This window comes from Sulfitobacter sp. G21635-S1 (genome assembly GCF_027213915.1).
Lineage (GTDB): Bacteria > Pseudomonadota > Alphaproteobacteria > Rhodobacterales > Rhodobacteraceae > Sulfitobacter.
In genome coordinates, this window is sequence record NZ_JAPWGV010000012.1 from 1 (window position 1) to 21,575 (window position 21,575).

Genomic DNA, 21,575 nt, shown 5'->3' on the forward strand with positions numbered 1-21,575 from the left:
CCCCCCCCCCCCCCCCCCCCCCCCCCCCCCCCCCCCCCCCCCCCCCCCCCCCCCCCCCCCCCCCCCCCCACCCCCCGTCTCAGATCACCCCTGCATCGCGGCCCAGACGCGCGATGGCGTCACCGGCATGTCGATATGGGCCACATCCTTGCCGCCGGAGCGCATTGCGTCCAGCACCGCGTTGACCACCGCCGGAGGAGAGCCGATCGCCCCCGCCTCGCCGCAGCCTTTCACGCCCAGCGGGTTGTGGGTACAGGGTGTCTGGCAGGAATGGTCCACGTCATAGAAGGGCAGATCGCTGGCCCGCGGCATCGCGTAATCCATGTAGGATGCGCTCAGCAACTGGCCGTCGCTGTCATAGGCGCAGTTCTCCAACAGTGCCTGGCCGATCCCCTGTGCCAGCCCGCCATGAACCTGGCCGGTAACGATCATCGGGTTGATGATATTGCCGAAATCATCCGCCGCCGAGAACCGCTCGATGGTGACCTGGCCGGTCTCCGGGTCCAGCTCCACCTCGCAGGCATAGGCGCCCGAGGGGTAGGTAAAGTTCGACGGATCGTAGAATGCCGTCTCCTCCAGCCCCGGCTCAAGATCCTCCAGCGGGTAGTTGTGCGGCACATAGGCTGCCAGCGTCACATCGCCCCAGGCCAGGGATTTGTCGGTGCCCGCCACGCTGAACATGCCATCCTTCAGTTCGATATCGCCTTCGGAGGCCTCCAGGATATGGCCGGCGATCTTCTTGGCCTTGGCGATGATCTTTTCCGTCGCGCGGACCATGGCCGATCCGCCCACCGCGATGGAGCGGGAGCCATAGGTGCCCATGCCCATCGGCGTGCGCGCGGTGTCGCCATGCACAATCTCGACCATCGAGGCGTCGATGCCGATCATTTCCGCAATCACCTGGGGAAAGGAGGTCTCATGCCCCTGCCCGTGGCTGTGGGAACCTGTCATGACAACCAGCCCGCCGGTGGCATTGACCCGCACCGTGGCGCTTTCATAAAGCCCCGCCCGCGCGCCCAGCTGGCCCACAAGGTTCGACGGCGCGATGCCGCAGGCCTCGATATAGCAGTTCACGCCAAAGCCGCGCAGCTTGCCCTTGGCCTCGCTTTCCTTGCGGCGCGCCGCAAAGCCCGCGATGTCGGCCATCTCTTCCAGCTTGTCCATCGTGGCGAAATAATCGCCGGTGTCATATTCCACCGCCACCGGGGTGGCATAGGGGAATTCGGTGATGAAGTTCTGACGCCGCAGCTTGATCGGGTCCACGCCCAGCTCATGCGCCGCCTTGTCCACCAGCCGCTCAAGCTGGAAGGTCGCCTCGGGCCGTCCGGCACCGCGATAGGCATCCACCGGCACCGTGTTGGTGAACACCGCCTTCACGTTCACATAGATCAGCGGTGTCTTGTAGTTGCCCGCCATCAGCGTGCCATGCAGCCATGTCGGCACCGAGGGCGCGAAGGTCGACAGATAGGCCCCCATGTTGGCATAGGTATCGGTGCGGATCGCGGTGAAGTTGTTGTCCCCGTCCAGCGCCAGTTCGATCTTGGTCACGTGATCGCGGCCATGGGCATCCGACATGAAGGCCTCCGACCGGCTGGAGGTCCATTTCACCGGACGGTTGCAGGCCTTGGCGGCAAAGGTACAGAAGGCTTCTTCCTGATAGTGAAAGATCTTGGTGCCGAAACCGCCGCCCACATCGGGGGCCACGACGCGCAGCTTGTGCTCGGGGATGCCCAGCACGAAGGCACCCATCAGCAGGCGGATCACATGCGGGTTCTGCGAGGTGGTGTAGAGCGTGTGTTCGCCGTCCGAACGGCTGTAATCGCCCACCGCCACACGCGGTTCCATCGGGTTGGCGACCAGACGGTTGTTGACCAGTTCCAGCGTGGTGACATGCGCGGCCTCTTCAAAGGCCTTGTTCACCGCCTCCTTGTTCTCCTCCACGAAACCCCAGTCATAGCAGAGGTTCGAGGGCAGCTCCTCATGCACCTTGGGCGCGCCGTCCTTGACCGCCTCCTTCATGTTGATGACGGCGGGCAGTTCCTCGATCTCCAGGACAATCGCCTCGGCGGCATCGCGGGCCTGGGCCAGCGTCTCGGCCACGACAGCGGCGATGGGTTCGCCCACATGGCGCACCTTGCCCTGGGCCAGCACCGGGTGGCCCGGTTCCTGCATCGGCTGGCCGTGTTTGTCGGTGACCTGCCAGCCGCAGGGCATGCCGCCCACGCCTTCAAAGTCCTTGCCGGTGAAGATCCTGACGACCCCGTCCATGCCTTCGGCCGCCGACGTGTCCACGCTGGTCAGCTTGCCATGTGCCACGTCGGAGCGCAGGAAAAAGACATAGGCCTGTCCCCGCAGGTTGATATCGTCGGTGTATCGTCCGTTCCCTGTCAGAAACCGGACGTCCTCGCGCCGCTTCGTGCTGGCACCAATTCCGCCGTCTTTAGGCATCTTCATTCCTCCCGAATGTCTTGGGTGGCCCCCACCCTACATCTCCTCTTGCAGGGTGGGTCCGACCCCACGCGTTGATGTGCTTATTCTGCTGCGATCGCGCTGACGTCCTGGCCGGATGCGGCCATGATCGCCTTGACGATGTTGTGGTAGCCCGTGCAACGGCAGATGTTGCCGTCAAGGTAGTGTCGCACTTCGGCCTCTGTCGGCTTGGGGTTCTCCTTGAGCAGGGCCGCCGCCGACATCACCATGCCGGGGGTGCAGAAACCGCACTGGAGGCCGTGGTGGTCCTGAAACGCCTGCTGGATCACATTGAGCGATCCATCCGCATTGGCCTGCCCTTCGATGGTGTCAACGGTGGCACCGTCCGCCTCGATGGCGAGCATGGTGCAGGCTTTCACGGCCTGCCCGTTCACATGGACCACGCAGGCGCCGCACTGGCTGGTGTCACAGCCGATATGTGTGCCGGTCAGGCCCTGATCATCGCGCAGGAATTGTGCCAAGAGCGTGCGGCCCTCCACGTCGCCGGACGCGGTTTTGCCGTTCACGGTCATTTTGACCTGTGTCATGAAATCCTCCCATTTGTGACCTTGTTTGAACGTGAGTAAATCACGCAGAGCCTCTATTGAGAATAGATAAAAACGGATATCACGGGATATTGGACTAAAGTACCAAGGCTGCGCATCCGCGCCGCTTCAGCGGCCCCGGCGGGGCTGTGGACGGGTCGGAATTTCCTTGAGCAATCCGCCCACCCCCATGCCCGCGATATCGCCAGAGCTGACCGGTACGCCGCAGATCACCCGGGACAGCACCCAGTCGGCACCGTTCAGCGCCGGTGCGCGGGCGCATCCCGGCAGGCCGATCACGGGGCGGCCGTTCAGCGCCCCCAGGAACAGCAGGTTGCCCGGATCGACCGGCATGCCAAAGCGTGTGACCCTGCCACCGGCCGCGCGCAGGGCGGCGGGTGCCACGTCCTCGCCGTCCGAGGTGGCAGAGCCGGTCAGGACCAGCAGCAGCTCCGATGTGCAGGCCGCCAGCGCCGCTGCCAGCTCGGCGCGCCGGTGCGGCACCAGTTTCACCGTCTCCAGCGTCACTCCCAGCGCTTCCAGCCTGCCTGCGATGGCGTTGCGGCCCTTGTCGCCGACACCGCCGGGGATTTCGGTGATGATCAATGTGGCGGTCTTCAGCACCGGCTGGCGCAGGGTGATCGCGCCTGCGGCCTCCACCGCCGCGCAGGCCTGTGCCAGGTCCGCCTCCGGCACCCCGTAGGAGATGATCTTGATCGTCGCCACCATGCCGCCGTCGCGCATCTGCTGCCAGGGCGGCACGGTGGCGATGGTGATCATCGGATGCACCGCATTCACCGCCTCAAGTGCGGCCACATCCAGTTCCGCCACCCCCGGCCCCTCGGCCAGCAGGTTGACGCGGCCGGTGAAAGGGCGGGTCTGCTTCAGCCCCTTTCCCTGTCCCAGCACGGCAGTGGCCAGCCGTTCCGCCGCCAGATCCTCGCCCAGGTCATCAGGCCCCAGCCGGGCCACGATCACCTCTGCAATGCCGGTTTCCGCCAACGCCTGCAGATCCGCGCCCGACAGCACGCGGCCCTTGCGCAGCCGCCCGCCCCGGGTCGGCACGGAATGGGCCAGCACCGCCCCCTCGGCCTGAGAAAGCGGGACCGGGCCAAACTTCACGATTGCCTCAGCGTCTGGATCATCTCCGCCAGGATCGCCACCGCAATCTCTGCCGGGCCTGCGGCCCCGATGTTCAGCCCGATGGGACCATGGATGCGCCCGATCTCATGCTCGGCAAACCCCGCCTCCGCCAGCCGCGCCACCCGCGCGCCATGTGTCCGCGTGCTGCCGAGCGCGCCGATATAGAAGGCCTTTGAGCGCAGGGCGCAGGTGATTGCCGGATCGTCCAGCTTGGGATCATGGGTCAGCAGCACCACCGCACAGCGGGCATCCAGCCCGATCGCCTCCAAGGCGGCATCGGGCCAGTCGTTGATCACCCGCGCATCCGGAAACCGCGCCTTCGCGCCAAAGGCCTCGCGCGGGTCCACCACAACGGGATCAAACCCCGTGCTGCGCGCCATGCCGACCAGATGCTGGGCAATATGCACCCCGCCCACCACGATCAGCCGCAGCGGCGGATTGTGAATGGCGATAAAGGTCTTGCCATCTGCGTCAACGCCGGAGCGGTCCATGCGGAACCTGTCCTCATGCCCCTCGTGCACCAGCCTGCGCGCGCTGCCGTCCAGCGCCACCTCATAGGCGACGGGGCGCCGTCCGGCACGGGCCGCGACCAGATCGCGCAGCATCGCCTCGGGCATGCCGGCCTCCCCCACCGGTTCCACCAGAATGCGGATGGTGCCGCCACAGGCCAGACCCACGGCAAAGGCATCGCCATCGCTGACGCCATATTCCAGCAGCCGGGTGCCGCCCTGCTCCAGCGCCTCCAGCGCCTCGATCACCACCGCGCCCTCGACACAGCCGCCGGAAACCGAGCCCTCCATCTGGCCCTCGCCCGAAACGACCAGTTGCGCGCCCACCCGGCGCGGGGCAGAACCCCAGGTCTCGATCACCGTGGCAAGGGCCACGCGCTGGCCCGCGTCGATCCACGCCAGGGCCTGTTCCGGTGCTGTCTGCGCTGCCATGCTGATCATCCTTCTCGTCCCGGGACCAGAGGTCCGATGCACTCTTGCCCCGGAATGTAATGCGCGGGGCACCCGCGCTCAATCAGATAAGAACACCCCCGGCCCGTGCAAAGGTCCAGCGCGACCTTGGTCACAGATGGGTCAGGCGGCAGCGGATGGCTTGCACTGCCCCGCTGTGGCAACTACATCTGTCGCGACGACATGATAACCGGAGACCTGCCATGCCGATGCAAGCCAGTGAGATCGAAGAATTGATCCGCGCGGCCTTTCCCGACGCCCGAATCGTGGTCGAGGGGAACGATGGCGTGCATATGGCGGCGATGGTGGAGGATGCCTCTTTCAAGGGGATGAACCGGGTGCAACAGCAACGCGCGGTCTATGCTGCGCTCAAGGGCAAGATGGACGGGACCAATGGCGAATTGCACGCCCTGGCGCTGACCACGCGCGCCCCAGTCTGAACAGGATTTATCGAGGATAAAACGATGAGCGATGCGACAACGCGGATCAAGGATACGATCACTGCAAACGATGTGGTGCTTTTCATGAAGGGCACCAAGGAAATGCCGCAGTGCGGGTTCTCTTCCCGCGTGGCGGGGGTGCTGAACTATATGGGTGTCACCTATTCCGACGTGAACGTGCTGGCAGACGAAGAGATCCGCCAGGGGATCAAGGATTTCTCCGACTGGCCGACCATCCCGCAACTCTACGTCAAGGGAGAATTCGTTGGCGGCTGCGACATCATCACCGAGATGACATTGTCAGGCGAGCTGGATACGCTGTTCGAGGAAAACGGCGTGGCCTATGACAAGGACGCCGCTGACAAGATCCGCGAAGCGAACGGCTAAGCGCCCCGGCGCGGCGACAGGCCGCCTGCCGGGCCAAGCCGGACCGGATGCGGTCCGGCCCACCGGCGCTGTCACTTCACCAGGCATTCCGCCAGCAGGGTTTCTTCCGAGCCGTCGGTGCCGTCGTGCCAGAGCAGCGTGGCAGTCTCGCCCTTGGTCCACCAGACGTAATGCGACCCGTCGGACGGATAGCCATAGCGCGCGCCCGACGCGCTTTGCTCTGACTGGAGGTTGTACATGCCGCCCTCGACATGGAGGACAGCGATGCCTGGACCGGTCTCGTCGTTGACATAGACCACCGGCACCTCGACACCCCGCTCGCAGGTATAGCGCATCGCCTGCACCTGCATCTCTGCCCAAGCGCAGGCGGGCAGCAAAGGCGCCGCGATGCACAGCGCGGGGCGGATCACGCCGACTTTTCCTCGACCTCGGCGGCCAGCGCCTCTGCCCTTGCGGCCAGTTCCGCCAGCGTGTCCTTGACCGACTGCGGCACCACCGGCACCTCGACGCGCTCCGGCTCGATCTTGACATTGCGCAGCCCGGCGAGTTCCGCCTCGCGCTCCGCCAGTTCGGCCTTTACCTCGGCCATGCGGTCTTCGACGCTGGCGGTCTTGTCGGCCAGCAGCAGGCCCGCCATCAGCAGCATCCGCGCCTCGGGCATGCGCCCGACCTGATCGGAGAGCACCTGCGCCTCGTCATCCAGCATCTTGGCGGCGGAATGCAGATAGCTTTCCTCACCCTCCTGACAGGCAACCTCGAACTGGCGCCCGCCAATTGTGATTCGTACCTCTGGCATCAGGCGTCCTCCTCGGCTTCGTCGGTATCGGCGGTGGCGGCGGTGTCCCCTGCGCTGTCCAGCAGCGGACCAAGCGCGGCGAGGATGGCGCTGCCTTCGGCCACATCGGCGGCGCGGGCGGCGCGCAGCCCTTCCAGTTCGGCCAGCATCGCCTTGTTGATCAGATGCGCATCCCCCACCCCTTCGGCGTTGGCCTCCTGCAAGGCGGCGCAGGCATCGGTCAATTGCGCATTGGCGCGGCGGACGCGCTGCAGCTCGATATCAAGCTGGGCGATCCGGGCCTGCGATTCCTCGACCTGGGTGCGCAGCGTTGCGTTTTCGGATTCAGCGCGGGCTTTCAGGGTGCGCACCCGCTCGGTCAGCTGCGCGTTTGCGGTGCGCTCGTCCTCCAGCGCCTGGACCATTTCGGGGTCCGGCGCGCCCGCGTCCTTGCCCAGGCCTTCAAGGCCGGCGGCAACCCGGTCCATGGCCGCGGTGATGCGGCGTTGCAGTTCATCTATGTCACTCATTCCCCGGTTCCTTCACGTCCTGTCTGTCACCGACCGTCACTGCCCCGGCAGAATTCCGGGCGAATCGCCCCTGCACAAGGATTTTTATTATCCTAACCAAAGGATCGGACAAATGCGCCCCCCTTTCAGATCAGCAACTTGACCGGCGAAGTTGATCCGCAAAGCAGCGCCCGTGCCTGTTGCGCTTGAACTTTGCCCCTTGACTGCTATGCACGGGCGCAACCCTGACGCGCTATAAGGAAGCTTCCCTTGGATCTTGACGCCCTTGCCAAAGCACACCCGGACCATTGGTCCAAAGCCACCGCCATCCGCGCCCTGGCCCTGGATGCGGTCGCCGCCGCGAACTCCGGTCACTCCGGGATGCCCATGGGCATGGCCGATGTCGCCACCGTATTGTTCGAAAAGCATCTGAAATTCGACGCCGCCAACCCGCTGTGGCCTGACCGGGACCGGTTCATCCTCTCCGCCGGTCACGGGTCGATGCTGATCTATTCCCTGCTGCACCTGGTGGGCGACGCGCAATTCCCCATCGAAGAGCTGAAGAATTTCCGCCAGATGGGCGCGCGCACCGCCGGGCACCCCGAGAATTTCCTTGCCGATGCGATCGAGACGACAACCGGACCCCTGGGTCAGGGCATCGCCAATTCCGTGGGCTTTGCCATGGCCGAAGAGATCCAGCGCGCCACCTATGGCCGCAAGATCGTCGATCACCACACCTATGTCATCGCAGGTGACGGCTGCCTGATGGAAGGTGTCAGCCAGGAGGCGATCACGCTGGCGGGGCGTCATAACCTGAGCAAGCTGATCGTGCTGTGGGACAACAACAACATCACCATCGACGGGCCTGTCTCCCTGTCCGACCGCACCGACCAGATCGGCCGGTTTACCGCCGCCGGATGGCATTGCATCGAGATTGACGGCCATAACCCCGAAGAGATCGACGCGGCCCTGACCGAGGCCCGCAAGTCCGACAAGCCGACGATGATCGCCTGCAAGACCCATATCGCCCTGGGCCATGCGGCGCAGGACACCTCGAAAGGCCATGGCGCGCTGACCGATGCGGGTCAGCTGGCCGATGCCAAGGCGGCCTATGGCTGGCCCTACGGGCCCTTCGAAATTCCTTCGGATGTGAAATCCGCCTGGGAGGCGATCGGCAAGCGCGGCGCGGACGAACGCCGCGCCTGGGAGGAACGCTTTGACGCGATGTCGCGCAACAAGCGCGAGACCTTCAACCGCGCCCTGGCCCTGGACCCGCCGAAAAAGCTGAGCGCCACCATCAAGGCCTTCAAGAAGCAGATGTCGGAAGCCGCGCCCAAGCTGGCCACCCGCGCCTCTTCGGAAAAAGTGCTGGAAGTGATCAATCCGATCATGCCGGAAACCGTGGGCGGCTCTGCCGACCTGACAGGATCCAACAACACCAAGACGGGCGATCTGGGTGTCTTTGACCTGGACAACCGCGGCGGGCGCTATGTCTATTGGGGCATCCGCGAACACGGCATGGCGGCGGCGATGAACGGCATGGCGCTGCACGGCGGCGTGCGGCCCTATGGCGGCACCTTCATGTGTTTCACCGATTACGCCCGCCCCTCCATGCGTCTGGCAGCATTGATGCAGATCCCGACCGTCTTTGTCATGACCCATGATTCCATCGGTCTGGGTGAAGACGGGCCGACCCACCAGCCGGTCGAACATCTGGCAATCAGCCGCGCAACCCCCAACACCTATGTCTTCCGCCCCGCCGATACGGTGGAGACGGCAGAGGCCTGGGAAATCGCGCTGACCTCCAGGAAAACGCCTTCGGTGCTGTCGCTGACCCGTCAGGGGCTGCCGACCGTGCGCAAGGACCACAAGAACAACAACATGGTCGAAAAAGGCGCCTATGTGCTGGCCGAGGCCGAGGGCAAGCGTCAGGTGATCCTGATCGCCAGCGGCTCCGAAGTCAGCGTGGCACTTGAGGCGCGCGCGCTGTTGCAGGCAGAAGGCATCGGCGTGCGGGTGGTCTCCATGCCCTGCATGGAGCTGTTTGCCGCCCAGGACGACGCCTATCGCAAGCGCATCCTGCCCGGTGGTGCCGTCCGTGTCGGCATCGAGGCCGGTGTGCGCCAGGGCTGGGACCAATGGCTGCTGGGCGAACGCGGCAAGTTCGGCAAGGCCGATTTCGTCGGCATGGACCGTTTCGGCGCCTCCGCCCCGGCGGAGGAATTGTTCGAGAAATTCGGCATCACCGCCCAGAACGTGGCGAACAAGGCCAAGGCGCTGCTCTGAGCCTGCGGCCATCGAAAAGCAAACCGGCCATATCTGCCCGCCTTTCAGGGCACAGGGTGGATATGGCCGGGTGAGCAAACCTTCCCGGCGCAGCCGGGAAGTTGCTGTGCCGGCCGGTGCGATGTTGGAACCGGCTGGCGCGGATGCTAAGCGCAATCCATGAAATTCCCTGCACGCTCGGGACATTCGTGTCGCTGGATGCTTCAGCCTAGTCACCCGGACTCAAAGTTCGGTTCATTGAATGCAGCTCTCGACGGCGGGTTCGCACCCGACACCGAGAGCGGCTCTCCATTTGGCGGGGCATTTCCATTTTTCCATACTTCGCAGCATCTTGCGAGGTCGGAGTTTCGCACCCGCCGTTTTGCCGGAGGCAAACCTGCGGTTTGACGGGGGCGGGGTCGGGTGCGAACCGGATCGCAAGCGATCCGGGGGCAGTGGGAAATGATGCGCATTTCGTTTCCGCCATACTAGGTCGGGCGATGCCCGGCCTGCGCCGGGCGGGGCGTTTTTGGATCATACGGCGGACCTGCGCGCCGCAGAGGTCCCCTGCACCCGGTCAGGCAGGCTTTTTCCCGAAGGGCAGTGCGCGCCACAGCGGTGTGATCAATTTCTCACCTACCGGGATCAGCAGCAGGCCCAGCAACAGCCCGAACACACCGTCCATCGCCGCCTTTGCCACCCATTCCGTACCCGCCTCGATCCCCGCAGGCACCTGATGCGCGACCGCGACAGCCGCGTCGTGGATCCAGTGGCCCAGCGTGCCGAACCCCAGTTCCTCCAGCCCGTGAATGATGATCGACCCGCCGACCCAGAGCATCGCAGCGGTGCCGACAATGGTCAGCAACCGCAGGAACCCCGGCATCCCCTTCACCAGCAACCGCCCCAGCGCGCGGGTCAGCGAGAGCCGCCCCCGCTTGGCCATGGCCAGCCCCAGATCGTCCATCTTCACGATCAGACCCACCGCGCCATAGACGGCTACGGTAATCATCACGGCAACCACCGCCAGGGTCGCAGCCTCCATCCAGAAGCTGCTGGGCGGGATCGCGGCAAGGGCAATGGTCATGATCTCTGCCGACAGGATGAAATCGGTCTTGATGGCACCTTGCGCCTTCTGCTCTTCCAGATGCGCGGGGTCTTCCACCACGCTTTCCTTGCCCGGGTAATCCCCGTGCCCGGTGGACAGTCCCACCGCATGGGCGACCTTTTCGGCCCCCTCGAAACACAGATAGGCCCCGCCCAGCATCAGCAGCGGCGAAATCGCCCAGGGCGCGAAATTCGACAGGGCCAGACCGGCCGGCAGCAGGAACACCAGCTTGTTGCGCAGCGATCCCTTGGTGATGCGCCAGACCACCGGCAATTCGCGCGCGGCCTCGAACCCATGCAGGTATTTCGGCGTCACCGCCGCGTCGTCGATCACGGCCCCCGCCGCCTTGCTGCCCGCCTTGGCCGCCTGCCCGATCACATCGTCGACAGAGGCCGCCGCCACCTTGGCGATGGCCGCCACATCATCCAGCAATGCAATCAATCCGCTCATCTTGTGCCCCTTGTTGTTCTGGCACAGTTAGCCTGCGCGCCCCGCGCGGCAAATGCAAAGCTGCCATGCCTTTACCGCTAACACCAAGGTTTATCGCTAACAATCTGAAATCACGCGCGTTTGCCCCTTTCGCATCCGCAGCACGGACCGCTATAGAGCGCCCAAAGCTGCACCCAGAGGATGACCAAATGACCATCAAAGTCGGTATCAACGGATTTGGCCGGATCGGCCGCTGCACCCTGAGCCATATCGCCGCCACAGGGCGCGACGACATCGAAGTGGTCAAGATCAACGCAACCGGCCCGCTGGAAACCGCAGCGCATCTGCTGAAATACGACTCTGTCCATGGCCGTTTCCCCGGTGAGATCACCATCGACGACGGCTATCTGAACCTGGGCCAGAACGATATCGAGGTGATGTCGACCTACAACCTCGAAGAGCTGGACTGGCACGGCTGCGACGTGGTGCTGGAATGCACCGGCAAATTCAACGATGGCAACAAGGCCAATGTGCACCTGGAACAGGGTGCGAAACGGGTCCTGCTCTCGGCTCCGGGCAAGAACGTGGACAAGACCATTGTCTACGGCGTCAACCATGACACGCTGGTAAAGTCCGACCGGATGATCTCCAACGGGTCCTGCACCACCAACTGCCTGGCACCGATGGCCAAGGTCATGCATGACGCGGTGGGCATCGAAAGCGGGCTGATGACCACCATCCACAGCTATACCGGCGACCAGCCGACGCTGGACCGCCGCCACAAGGATCTGTACCGCGCGCGGGCCGCTGCCATGGCGCTGATCCCCACCTCCACCGGTGCGGCCAAGGCCCTGGGCGAGGTGCTGCCGGCCCTCAAGGGCAAGCTGGACGGCACCGCGATGCGGGTGCCGACGCCAAATGTCTCCGCCGTGGATCTGACCTTTCAGGCCTGCCGCGATGTCACGGTCGAAGAGATCAACCTGGCCGCCAAGACCGCCGCGGAAGGGTCGATGAAGCGGGTTCTGGGCTATGACCCCGAGCAGAAAGTCTCCATCGACTTCAACCACACCGAGGAAAGCTGCATCTTCGCACCGGATCAGACCATCGTGGTCGCGGGCCGGACCGTGCGGGTTCTGGGCTGGTACGACAACGAATGGGCGTTTTCGGTGCGGATGGCGGATGTGGCCGTGGCCATGGGCCAGTTGGGCTGACGCTTGCGCGGGCGGCGCGGGGCTGTCATATCGGTCTGACCTGATGCACAAAGGCAGGCGCGCCCCCGTGACCAACCGTATCGCTATCTTCCTCGGCCTGATCCTGATCGCGGCTTTTGTCGCGGACACGATGATCTTCGGCAATGAACACCTGATCTATCTGGGCAAGAAACTGTTCGACCTGATCGAATGGATCGCCTTCTGGCGCTGACGCCGGGTATTTGCAAACCTCCCCCCTGCATTTTGCAAAGTGCCGCCTGCCCCGCCGCTCCCACGATATTGTATCGGTACTTGTTTCTGCCCCCGCCCCCGTTGACTTGGCCCCTTGAGGGCGCAATCTAGGGGCATCTGGATTTGATCAAAAAGGTGTCGTGATGACCATCAGGCTGGGGATCAATGGGTTCGGCCGCATCGGGCGCAGCGTGTTGCGCAGCCTGATGCGCCAGGCGCCGGGGCGGTTCGAGGTGGTGGCGATCAACGATCTGGCCCCGCTGGAGACAGCCGCGCATCTGTTCGAGTTCGATTCCGTGCATGGCATCTATCCCGGCACCGTGACCCTGGGTGAAGGCACCATGGACCTGGGCCGCGGCCCGATCCGTGTCACGGCAGAGCCCCGGCCCGAAAGGCTGAACTGGCAGGATGTGGACATCGCCCTGGAATGCACCGGCCATATGACCGATCCGGTCCGGGCCGAGGCGCATCTGCGCAACGGCGCGGGCCGCGTGCTGATCTCGGGGCCTGCCAAGGGCGAGGCAAAGACCGTGGTATACGGCATCAACCATGACAGCCTGACCGCCGGGGACAGGGTGGTGTCGAACGGCTCCTGCACCACCAATTGCCTGGTGCCGATGGTGCATATCCTCGATCAGGCCTTTGGCATCCGGCACGGTATGATGACCACGGTGCATTGCTATACCAATTCGCAGAACCTGACCGATGCCGCCCATGAGGACCTCTATCGCGCGCGCGCCGGTGCGCTGTCGATGGTGCCGACCTCGACCAGCGCCTCGCGCACGCTCGACCATGTGCTGCCGCATCTGGCGGGGCGGATCACCAGCCATGCCATCCGGGTGCCGACACCGGATGTATCCTGCTGCGATCTGGTGGTGACGCTGGACAAGTCCACCACTGCAGAGGCGGTCAACGATGCCTTTCGCGCAGCGGCGGCCGAAGGTCCGCTCAGGGGTGTGCTGGGGGTGACCGACCGCAAGCTGGTCTCGACCGATTTCAGGGGCAACCCCCATTCCGCCGTCTTTGCCACCGACCAGACGCGGATTCAGGACGGCACCCTGCTGCGGGTGCTGGCCTGGTATGACAATGAATGGGCGTTTTCCAACCGGATGCTGGACACGGCCGGCGTGATCGCCAGCCGCATGTAAGCTCAGCCGAAGCGTTCCAGCAGCTTGGCATTGACGCTGGGGGTCACGAACTTGCTGACATCCCCGTCCAGACGGGCGATTTCCTTGACCAGCTTGCTGGCAATCGCCTGATGCTGCGCCTCGGCCATCAGGAACACCGTCTCGATGGTGTCATCAAGCTGCCGGTTCATGCCGACCATCTGGTATTCATATTCAAAATCCGCCACCGCCCGCAGGCCCCGGATGATGATCTGCGCGCCCACGTCCCGCGCGCAGTTGATCAGCAGGTTCTCAAACGGATGCACCGCAATCTCGACCCCAGTCTGCCGACCCAGTTCGGCGCATTCGTCCTGGATCATCCCGACCCTTTCGTCCAGGTCGAACAGCGGCCCCTTGTCGCGGTTGATGGCCACGCCGATCACCAGCTTGTCCACCAGCCGCGTCGCCCGGCGGATGATATCGATATGGCCCAATGTGATGGGGTCGAAGGTGCCGGGGTAAAGGCCAATGCGCATGGGACTTCCTGGATCTGGTCGTTTTCGCGCGCAAGCAAACATGCGCGCGCCTGAGGCGCAAGCGCTAGTGGCCCATAATCATGCCCTGCAGGGCATCTTTCTCCATCGAGAGTTCGGACAGGCGCGCCTTGACCACGTCGCCCAGCGAAATCAGCCCCACCAATGCGCCGTTTTCCAGCACTGGCATGTGACGGAACCTGCCGTCTGTCATCTGCTGCAGGATCGCATCGGCGCGGTCGTCGCGGCTGCAGGTCACCAGCTTGGTTGTCATCAGCTTGTCCACGGTCATGCTCAGGCAGCCCGCGCCCTGTTTGCCCAGTTCGCGCACGATATCACGCTCTGACAGGATGCCGATCGGGGTCTTGCCGTCCTTGGAGATCACCAATGTGCCGATCCGCTTCTCCGACAACATCCGCGCCGCCTCTGAAATCAGAAGGGTGGGCGCAGAGGTCACCACCGCATCATCGGATTTCGATTTGAGAATTTGCGACACCAGCATGGCGTTCCTCCTGTTTTGACGCACCCCGTAAGTCCAGCGTCACCAGAAAGCGTTTAGCTGTCAAGCTTTTGCCTCCAGCAACGCCAGTTCCGAGCGGATCGCGGCACCAAAGAGGTCGGCAAAGCGGCTCAACCGGCGGTTGGACTGATCGTCGGCATGGCGGATCAGGTAGAATGACCGTTTCAGGCTGACCTCGGCGGTCAGGATGCGCTGCACTTCGGGCGCGAAGGGCAGCACGAAATCATGGACCACGCCGATGCCACCGCCCCGCGCCACCATCTGCAACTGAACCGAGACGGAATTCGAGGCCAGCGCCACCCGCGTCAGGCCCAGATCCGCAAGATAATCCAACTCGCGGTCAAAGATCATGTCGGGGATATAGCCCACGATGCGGTGATGTTTCAGATCGGCCACCGAGGCCGGCACGCCCTGCGCACCAAGGTAGCCGTCCGAGGCCGCCAGATGCAGGTGATAATCGCTGACCTTCTGCACGATCAGCCGTCCCGCCGTGGGTGCGGAGACACCGATGGCCATATCCGCCTCGCGCCGCGACAGGTTGAAGACGCGCGGCAGGGCGACGATCTGGATGTCCAGCTCGGGATGGTCGCGCCCCAGCGCGGCGCAGACCTGCGGCAACAGGAAATTCGCCGCCCCGTCCGGCGCACCGATGCGAATCTGTCCGGTCATCCGGTCGCTGGGCACCGCCACCCCGGCAGAGGCCAGCCGCATCGCCTGTTCCACCGCCTCTGCCCGCTCCAGCAGCTGCGCGCCCGCTTCCGTCAGCGCATAGCCCTGCGGCGATTTCACGAACAGGCCAACCTCCAGCGTCTTTTCCAGCCGTGCCACCCGGCGGCCCAGCGTCGCCGGGTCCAGCCGCAGCACCTTGCCCGCGCCCGACAGGCTGCGCTCCCGCGCGACGGCCAGGAACAGGCGGATGTCGTCCCAATTTTCCATGCGCGCGGCCCTTTCGCCTTCTCCTGCAGATCGTCTTGCAAAAATGCAAAACCATTTTGAAAACTTGCCCCTTTAACATGCCTTTTTGCAAGACTAATCTGCCGCCAACCCAAGGGAGATCCGCTATGCAAGAACTGACCCATTATCTGAACGGTACCCATGTCAAAGGCACCTCCGGCCGTTTCGCCGATGTGATGAACCCCGCCACCGGCGAAGTTCAGGCGCGCGTGCCGCTGGCCAATGGTGCCGAAATGGCCCAGGCCGTGGCCTATGCACAGGCCGCCCAGCCCGCATGGGCGGCAACAAACCCGCAGCGCCGGGCGCGGGTGCTGATGAAATTCGTGGCCCTGCTGAACCGCGACATGGACAAGCTGGCCGAGGCGCTGAGCCGCGAGCATGGCAAGACCCTGCCCGATGCCGCCGGCGACGTGCAGCGTGGCCTGGAAGTGGTGGAATACTGCATCGGCGCGCCGGAACTGCTGAAGGGTGAATTCACCGACAGCGCAGGCCCCGGCATCGACATGTATTCCATGCGCCAGGCGCTTGGCGTGACGGCGGGCATCACCCCCTTCAACTTCCCCGCCATGATCCCGATGTGGATGTTCGCGCCGGCCATCGCCTGCGGCAATGCCTTCATCCTCAAACCCTCCGAACGTGACCCTTCCGTGCCGCTGATGCTGGCCGAACTGATGGAAGAAGCGGGCCTGCCCAAGGGCATCCTGCAGGTTGTCAACGGCGACAAGGAAGCGGTGGACGCGATCCTGCACGACGAGGTGATCCAGTCGGTCGGCTTTGTCGGCTCCACCCCCATCGCGGAATATATCTATGCCACCGGCTGCGCCAACGGCAAACGGGTGCAATGCTTTGGCGGCGCCAAGAACCACATGATCATCATGCCCGACGCGGATATGGATCAGGCCGCCGATGCGCTGGTGGGCGCGGGCTATGGCGCTGCGGGCGAACGCTGCATGGCGATTTCCGTGGCTGTGCCGGTGGGTGACGAAACCGCCGACCGCCTGATCGAGAAACTGGTGCCGCGCATCGAAAAGCTGAAAGTCGGTCCCTATACCGCCGGCAAGGACGTGGATTACGGCCCGGTCGTGACCGCCGCCGCCAAGGCCAACATCGAACGTCTGGTGCAGACCGGCATCGACCAGGGCGCGGAACTGGTTGTCGACGGGCGCGACTTCAAATTGCAGGGCTATGAGGACGGCTATTTCGTCGGCCCGCACCTCTTTGACCGCGCGACCAAGGACATGGACATCTACAAGCACGAGATTTTCGGCCCTGTGCTGACCTGCGTGCGCGCCCAGACCTATGAGGAAGCGCTGGGTCTGGCGATGGACCATGAATACGGCAACGGCACCGCGATCTTTACCCGCGACGGCGACGCGGCGCGTGATTTTGCCAACCGGATCAACATCGGCATGGTGGGCGTCAACGTGCCGATCCCGGTGCCGCTGGCCTATCACACCTTCGGTGGCTGGAAGAAATCCGTCTTTGGCGATTTGAACCAGCACGGGCCGGATGCGTTCAAGTTCTACACACGCACCAAGACCGTGACCGCGCGCTGGCCTTCGGGCATCAAGGAGGGTGGTGAATTCTCCATCCCTGTGATGGAGTAAACATCCACACCACCTGCAAGACCAAAGCGGGCCGCAAGACGGCCCCTTTGCCACCCGAACGGAGGAACGGATGCGCCTTTTCGCGAGGATTCTGCTGCTGAGCCTGCCCTGTGTGGCCCTTCTGGCGGGCCCGCCCGCCGCGCAGAACAGCCCGAGCATGACCATGAATGGCGTCACCTTCTCCGTCTCCGGCGGGCAGGAACAGATGCTCAATCCCATCGCGGGCGGGGTCGAGGTGGTGCTGGATGGCCGCCAAATCCAGCTGACAGGCGCGCAGGTGATCGTGGACGGCACATCTTACCCCACCAGCAGCGAGGCGCGCATCGACATCGACGCAAGCGCGGGACTGCTGCGGATCAGCGCGGATGGGCGTCTGATCATGGAAGAGACCGAGATCGACAAACTGGCCCGCGCCGCCGAGGCGGGGGATACGCTGGCGATGAACAACCTGGCAATCCACCTGCTGACCGGGGCGCAGACCGACGTGGATGTGCCCCGCGCCATCGCCCTGCTGGAACGCGCTGCGGGGTCGGGCCTTGCCTCTTCCATGCGCACCCTCGCCCTGCTCTATTACGAAGGCACTGCCGTGCCTGCCGACCTGCCCCGCGCCCGGGAGCTTGCACAACAGGCGGCTGACCTGGGCGATGGCCCCGGACAGCGGCTGGTGGGCATCTTTCTGTCCGACGGGCTGCTGCAAGACCCCGATCCCGCCGCCGCAGCGCAGTGGTTTGCCCTTGCGGCGGCCCAGGGCGATGCAGCGGCGCAGAACCGCCTTGGCGAGGCCTATCGCGATGGCCTGGGGGTGGATGCGGATCTGACCCGGGCCGCGACCCTGTTCCGGCAGGCCACGACCGCCAAACACCAGGCCGGCACCTGCAACTACGCGCAGGCCCTCTGGGACGGGGTCGGCCTGCCCATGGACCGGGCAGCGGCCTATCAGACCGCCCTGCAACAGGCGCAGCTGGGCGGGCGGGCCTGCCAGTACCTGCTGGGCAGGGCCACTTATGACGGCGATGGCACCGCGCAGAACCGGCGCACGGCAGCGCAATGGTTCTGGGATGCGGCCAATGAAGGCCATGCAGGGGCCGCGCGGCGCCTGGGCGAGATGTACCGCGATGCGGACGGCCTGCCACACGACCTGTTTCAGGCCCGCCACTGGTTCGAAACCGCCGCCCGACTGGGAGACCCCTCTGCGGGGAATGCGCTGGCCGAAATATCCGGTGACTGACACCGGAAATCGCTCGCAATATTTCTGCAAGGAATGGATATTAACAAGCGTTCAATAACGTGATTTGGGGAGGGAGCACGATGGACTTTGCACTGACAGAGGAACAAACAGCCATCTTCGATATGGCGCGTGATTTCGGCCAGGATCAGATCGCGCCCCATGCCCATGCCTGGGAAAAGGACGGCACCATTCCCCGGGACCTGTGGCCGCGCGTCGGTGAACTGGGCTTTGGCGGTCTTTATGTCTCGGAAGAGGTTGGCGGTTCGGGGCTCAGCCGTCTGGACGCGACACTGGTGTTCGAGGCGCTTTCGATGGCCTGCCCCTCTGTCGCGGCCTTCCTGTCGATCCACAACATGTGCGCCAAGATGATCGACACATTCGGCAGCGATGCGCTGAAAGGCCGGGTGCTGCCCGATGTGGTCGCCATGAACACCGTGCTCAGCTATTGCCTGACCGAACCCGGCTCAGGCTCTGACGCCGCAGCGCTCAAGACCCGCGCGGAACGCACCAACGAAGGCTACCGGCTGAACGGGAGCAAGGCCTTCATCTCCGGCGGCGGCTATTCCGATGCCTATGTGGTGATGGCACGCACCTCTGACGACGGGGCGGCGGGCGTCTCCACCCTGCTGGTCGAGGATGGGACAAAGGGCCTCAGCTTTGGCGGGCTGGAGGACAAGATGGGCTGGCGCAGCCAACCCACGGCACAGGTCCAGTTCGACAATTGTGATGTTTCCTCTGCCAACCTTGTCGGGGAAGAGGGCAAGGGCTTCAAATATGCCATGGTGGGTCTGGACGGCGGCCGGTTGAACATCGCCGCCTGTTCGCTGGGCGCGGCGCAGACGGCGCTGAACAAGACCCTCGCCTATATGGGCGAGCGCAAGGCCTTTGGTCAGGCCATCGACCAGTTCCAGGGCTTGCAGTTCCGCCTTGCGGATATGGAGATCGAGCTTCAGGCCGCGCGCATCTTCCTGCGGCAGGCGGCGTGGAAGCTGGACAACAAGGCGCCCGATGCGACCAAGTTCTGCGCCATGGCCAAGAAATTCGTGACAGAGACGGGCAGCAAGGTGGTGGATCAATGCCTGCAGCTGCACGGCGGCTACGGCTATCTTGCGGACTACGGCATCGAAAAGCTGGTGCGCGATCTGCGGGTACATCAGATCCTTGAAGGCACCAATGAAATCATGCGCGTGATCGTCGCCCGCGACATGCTGAAGAACCGCTGAGGCCCTGCCATGAGCGATATCGACATCCGCATCACGGGCCGCGCCGGGCGCATCACCCTGACCCGGCCCCAGGCGCTGAACGCGATGACCTATGACATGTGTCTGGCGATCGAGGCGGCGCTGGATGACTGGGCGGGGAATGACGCCGTGGCACTGGTGGTGATCGACGCCGAAGGCGAACGCGCCTTCTGTTCCGGCGGGGATATTGCCGAATTATACGAGACCGGAACCAGGGGTGACTACGCCTACGGCCGCCGGTTCTGGGCCGATGAATACCGGCTGAACAACAAGATCTTCGGCTATGACAAGCCCGTCGTCTCGTTCCTGCAGGGGTTCACCATGGGCGGCGGGGTCGGCATCGGCTGCCACGGGTCGCACCGGGTTGTCGGGGAAAGCAGCCAGATCGCCATGCCCGAATGCGGCATCGGTCTGGTGCCCGACGTGGGCGGCACATTGATCCTTGCCCGCGCGCCCGGCAGGCTGGGCGAATACCTGGGCACCACCGCAACACGCCTGGGGCCGGATGATGCGATATTTGCAGGGTTTGCAGATGTCTTTCTGCCGGAAGCGTCCTGGCCAGAGGTTATTGCAAAACTGGAAAACACCGGCGATCCCGCTGAAATCAAAGGGGGAACACCGCCCCCCGGCAGCCTGCGCGACCAGCTTGCCGAGATTGACAGGCATTTTTCTGGCGCGGATCTGGAGGCGGTTCTGGACAGTTTGCAAACTGCGGATACCGGTTTTGCAAAGGACACATTGAAGAAACTCTCCCGTGTCTCGCCGCTCTCGGCGGCCTGCACGATTGAGATCATTCACCGCTTGCGCGACACTGGCCCTACAATGGCAAATGCGCTGGATCTGGAATACCGCTTTACCTATCGCGCGATGGAAGACGGCGATTTCCTGGAAGGCATCCGCGCCGCGATCATCGACAAGGACCGCAATCCGCGCTGGCAACATGCCGGGGGCCAAGTGCCCCCGGCGGCAATCTCTCACATGCTGCAACCGCTGGGTGCGGATGCGGTGAAACTCTGAAAGGACATTCTATGGCCGCGCTCAAAATCGGATTCATCGGACTTGGCAACATGGGGGGGCCGATGGCGGCGAACCTTGCCAAGGCAGGCCATGCGGTCGCGGGGTATGACGTGGCCGGGACAACCGCCAGCGGCGTAACCGTCGCCGACAGCATCGCCGATGCCGTCACCGGCGCGGATGTGGTGATCACCATGCTGCCAAACGGGTCGATCCTGCGCCAGGTCGCGGCAGAGGCGATTGGCCATATTCGCGCGGGCGCGGTCTTCATCGACTGTTCGACCGTGGATGTGGAAAGCGCGAGGAACACCTCGGAAGCCGCTGAAAATGCAGGGCTTCTTGCGGTGGACGCGCCTGTGTCCGGAGGCGTTGGCGCGGCCGAAGGCGGCACGCTGACCTTCATGGCGGGCGGGTCCGAAGCGGCCTTTGCCGCAGCGCAACCGCTGTTCGAGATCATGGGCCAGAAGGCGGTCCATTGCGGCGCTGCGGGCGCGGGCCAGGCCGCCAAGATCTGCAACAACATGATCCTGGGCGCCACGATGATCGCCACCTGCGAGGCCTTTGCCCTGGCCGACAAGCTTGGCCTTGACCGCCAGCGCATGTTCGACGTGGTCAGCACCTCTTCGGGCTATTCCTGGTCGATGAACGCCTATTGCCCGGCGCCGGGGGTCGGGCCGAAATCGCCCGCCGACAACGGTTACAAACCCGGTTTTGCCGCGGAACTGATGCTCAAGGACCTTGGCCTGTCGCAACAGGCTGCTGAGCTGGTGGATGCCGACACCCCGATGGGGGCGCGGGCGCTGGAAATCTACAAGACCTTTGTCGAGGAAGAAGACGGCAAGGGCCGCGATTTTTCCGCCATGCTGCCCCGTCTCGCGGCCCGTGGCCGCAACGGCTGATGCCC

22 protein-coding genes are annotated in these 21,575 nt (G+C 64.2%); 11 read left to right on the forward strand and 11 right to left on the reverse strand.

The genetic code is table 11. The features are described from left to right. Positions 1 to 84: 84 nt before the first annotated feature. The 4 genes from O4H53_RS12905 to O4H53_RS12920 all read right to left on the reverse strand — a co-directional run bounded on the left by O4H53_RS12905 (position 85) and on the right by O4H53_RS12920 (position 5,098). Positions 85 to 2,448: a xanthine dehydrogenase family protein molybdopterin-binding subunit gene (locus O4H53_RS12905; protein ID WP_269364246.1), complete on the reverse strand. Its 2,364-nt coding sequence runs from the start codon at positions 2,446 to 2,448 to the stop codon at positions 85 to 87. Positions 2,449 to 2,531: 83 nt separating this feature from the next. Continuing rightward, the gene (locus O4H53_RS12910) at positions 2,532 to 3,017 is read right to left on the reverse strand and encodes a (2Fe-2S)-binding protein (protein WP_269364248.1); all 486 of its coding nucleotides are present in this window, start codon (positions 3,015 to 3,017) and stop codon (positions 2,532 to 2,534) included. A gap of 126 nt (positions 3,018 to 3,143) precedes the next feature. Next, positions 3,144 to 4,136, reverse strand: a complete 993-nt coding sequence (locus tag O4H53_RS12915; RefSeq protein ID WP_269364250.1) for a molybdopterin-binding protein — start codon at positions 4,134 to 4,136, stop codon at positions 3,144 to 3,146. After that, positions 4,133 to 5,098, reverse strand: coding sequence for an XdhC family protein (locus O4H53_RS12920; RefSeq protein ID WP_269364252.1), 966 nt, complete (start codon positions 5,096 to 5,098; stop codon positions 4,133 to 4,135). The genes O4H53_RS12915 and O4H53_RS12920 overlap by 4 nt, the downstream gene beginning before the upstream one ends. 221 nt (positions 5,099 to 5,319) lie before the next feature. Here O4H53_RS12920 and O4H53_RS12925 point away from each other — a divergent pair, with 221 nt between their 5' ends. After that, positions 5,320 to 5,556: a BolA/IbaG family iron-sulfur metabolism protein gene (locus tag O4H53_RS12925; RefSeq protein ID WP_269364254.1), complete on the forward strand. Its 237-nt coding sequence runs from the start codon at positions 5,320 to 5,322 to the stop codon at positions 5,554 to 5,556. 24 nt (positions 5,557 to 5,580) lie between these two features. Continuing rightward, positions 5,581 to 5,943 carry a Grx4 family monothiol glutaredoxin gene (gene grxD / locus O4H53_RS12930; protein WP_269364256.1) on the forward strand — a complete coding sequence of 121 codons (363 nt, stop codon included), beginning with the start codon at positions 5,581 to 5,583 and terminating at the stop codon, positions 5,941 to 5,943. A 71-nt stretch (positions 5,944 to 6,014) separates the two neighbouring features. On the opposite strand, the gene O4H53_RS12935 is transcribed toward grxD, so the two are convergent. The 3 genes from O4H53_RS12935 to O4H53_RS12945 are packed head-to-tail and all read right to left on the reverse strand — an operon-like array spanning position 6,015 to position 7,248. After that, entirely contained in the window at positions 6,015 to 6,353 is a 339-nt protein-coding gene (locus O4H53_RS12935; protein ID WP_269364257.1) for an MliC family protein, read from the reverse strand. Beyond that, positions 6,350 to 6,739, reverse strand: a complete 390-nt coding sequence (locus O4H53_RS12940; protein WP_269364259.1) for a cell division protein ZapA — start codon at positions 6,737 to 6,739, stop codon at positions 6,350 to 6,352. The genes O4H53_RS12935 and O4H53_RS12940 overlap by 4 nt, the downstream gene beginning before the upstream one ends. After that, positions 6,739 to 7,248 (reverse strand): hypothetical protein, encoded by a 510-nt coding sequence (locus O4H53_RS12945; RefSeq protein ID WP_269364261.1) that lies wholly within the window; start codon positions 7,246 to 7,248, stop codon positions 6,739 to 6,741. Before O4H53_RS12945 ends, O4H53_RS12940 begins: the two co-directional genes overlap by 1 nt. Before the next feature lie 249 nt (positions 7,249 to 7,497). On the opposite strand from O4H53_RS12945, the gene tkt reads away from it, so the two are divergent. Further along, positions 7,498 to 9,513: a transketolase gene (tkt, locus tag O4H53_RS12950; protein ID WP_269364263.1), complete on the forward strand. Its 2,016-nt coding sequence runs from the start codon at positions 7,498 to 7,500 to the stop codon at positions 9,511 to 9,513. Positions 9,514 to 10,069: 556 nt separating this feature from the next. Here the strand turns inward: tkt and O4H53_RS12955 are convergent. Continuing rightward, positions 10,070 to 11,047 carry a DUF808 domain-containing protein gene (locus O4H53_RS12955; RefSeq protein WP_269364265.1) on the reverse strand — a complete coding sequence of 326 codons (978 nt, stop codon included), beginning with the start codon at positions 11,045 to 11,047 and terminating at the stop codon, positions 10,070 to 10,072. A gap of 188 nt (positions 11,048 to 11,235) precedes the next feature. Here O4H53_RS12955 and gap (O4H53_RS12960) point away from each other — a divergent pair, with 188 nt between their 5' ends. The 3 genes from gap (O4H53_RS12960) to gap (O4H53_RS12970) all read left to right on the forward strand — a co-directional run bounded on the left by gap (O4H53_RS12960) (position 11,236) and on the right by gap (O4H53_RS12970) (position 13,616). Further along, positions 11,236 to 12,237: a type I glyceraldehyde-3-phosphate dehydrogenase gene (gene gap / locus O4H53_RS12960; protein ID WP_269364267.1), complete on the forward strand. Its 1,002-nt coding sequence runs from the start codon at positions 11,236 to 11,238 to the stop codon at positions 12,235 to 12,237. Positions 12,238 to 12,304: 67 nt separating this feature from the next. After that, a complete protein-coding gene (locus O4H53_RS12965; RefSeq protein ID WP_269364270.1) occupies positions 12,305 to 12,448 on the forward strand; it encodes a hypothetical protein in 144 nt (47 codons plus the stop codon). Between the two features lie 163 nt (positions 12,449 to 12,611). Next, on the forward strand, positions 12,612 to 13,616 hold the full coding sequence (gene gap, locus O4H53_RS12970; RefSeq protein ID WP_269364271.1) for a type I glyceraldehyde-3-phosphate dehydrogenase: 1,005 nt from the start codon (positions 12,612 to 12,614) through the stop codon (positions 13,614 to 13,616). A gap of 2 nt (positions 13,617 to 13,618) precedes the next feature. Here the strand turns inward: gap (O4H53_RS12970) and coaD are convergent, their stop codons facing one another. From coaD to O4H53_RS12985, 3 genes are all read right to left on the reverse strand, one after another. Continuing rightward, the gene (gene coaD, locus O4H53_RS12975) at positions 13,619 to 14,110 is read right to left on the reverse strand and encodes a pantetheine-phosphate adenylyltransferase (RefSeq protein ID WP_269364273.1); all 492 of its coding nucleotides are present in this window, start codon (positions 14,108 to 14,110) and stop codon (positions 13,619 to 13,621) included. A 64-nt stretch (positions 14,111 to 14,174) separates the two neighbouring features. Beyond that, on the reverse strand, positions 14,175 to 14,609 hold the full coding sequence (locus O4H53_RS12980) for a CBS domain-containing protein (protein WP_269364276.1): 435 nt from the start codon (positions 14,607 to 14,609) through the stop codon (positions 14,175 to 14,177). A gap of 60 nt (positions 14,610 to 14,669) precedes the next feature. Then, a complete protein-coding gene (locus O4H53_RS12985; protein ID WP_269364277.1) occupies positions 14,670 to 15,563 on the reverse strand; it encodes a LysR family transcriptional regulator in 894 nt (297 codons plus the stop codon). 125 nt (positions 15,564 to 15,688) lie between these two features. On the opposite strand from O4H53_RS12985, the gene O4H53_RS12990 reads away from it, so the two are divergent. The 5 genes from O4H53_RS12990 to mmsB all read left to right on the forward strand — a co-directional run bounded on the left by O4H53_RS12990 (position 15,689) and on the right by mmsB (position 21,570). Next, positions 15,689 to 17,188, forward strand: a complete 1,500-nt coding sequence (locus tag O4H53_RS12990; protein ID WP_269364278.1) for a CoA-acylating methylmalonate-semialdehyde dehydrogenase — start codon at positions 15,689 to 15,691, stop codon at positions 17,186 to 17,188. 70 nt (positions 17,189 to 17,258) lie between these two features. Beyond that, positions 17,259 to 18,416, forward strand: a complete 1,158-nt coding sequence (locus tag O4H53_RS12995) for a tetratricopeptide repeat protein (protein ID WP_269364281.1) — start codon at positions 17,259 to 17,261, stop codon at positions 18,414 to 18,416. A gap of 80 nt (positions 18,417 to 18,496) precedes the next feature. Continuing rightward, a complete protein-coding gene (locus tag O4H53_RS13000) occupies positions 18,497 to 19,639 on the forward strand; it encodes an acyl-CoA dehydrogenase family protein (protein WP_269364282.1) in 1,143 nt (380 codons plus the stop codon). 9 nt (positions 19,640 to 19,648) lie between these two features. After that, a complete protein-coding gene (locus O4H53_RS13005; protein ID WP_269364283.1) occupies positions 19,649 to 20,674 on the forward strand; it encodes an enoyl-CoA hydratase/isomerase family protein in 1,026 nt (341 codons plus the stop codon). A gap of 11 nt (positions 20,675 to 20,685) precedes the next feature. After that, complete coding sequence (gene mmsB / locus O4H53_RS13010) at positions 20,686 to 21,570, forward strand: 3-hydroxyisobutyrate dehydrogenase (protein WP_269364284.1); 885 nt, start codon at positions 20,686 to 20,688, stop codon at positions 21,568 to 21,570. Positions 21,571 to 21,575 lie beyond the last annotated feature (5 nt).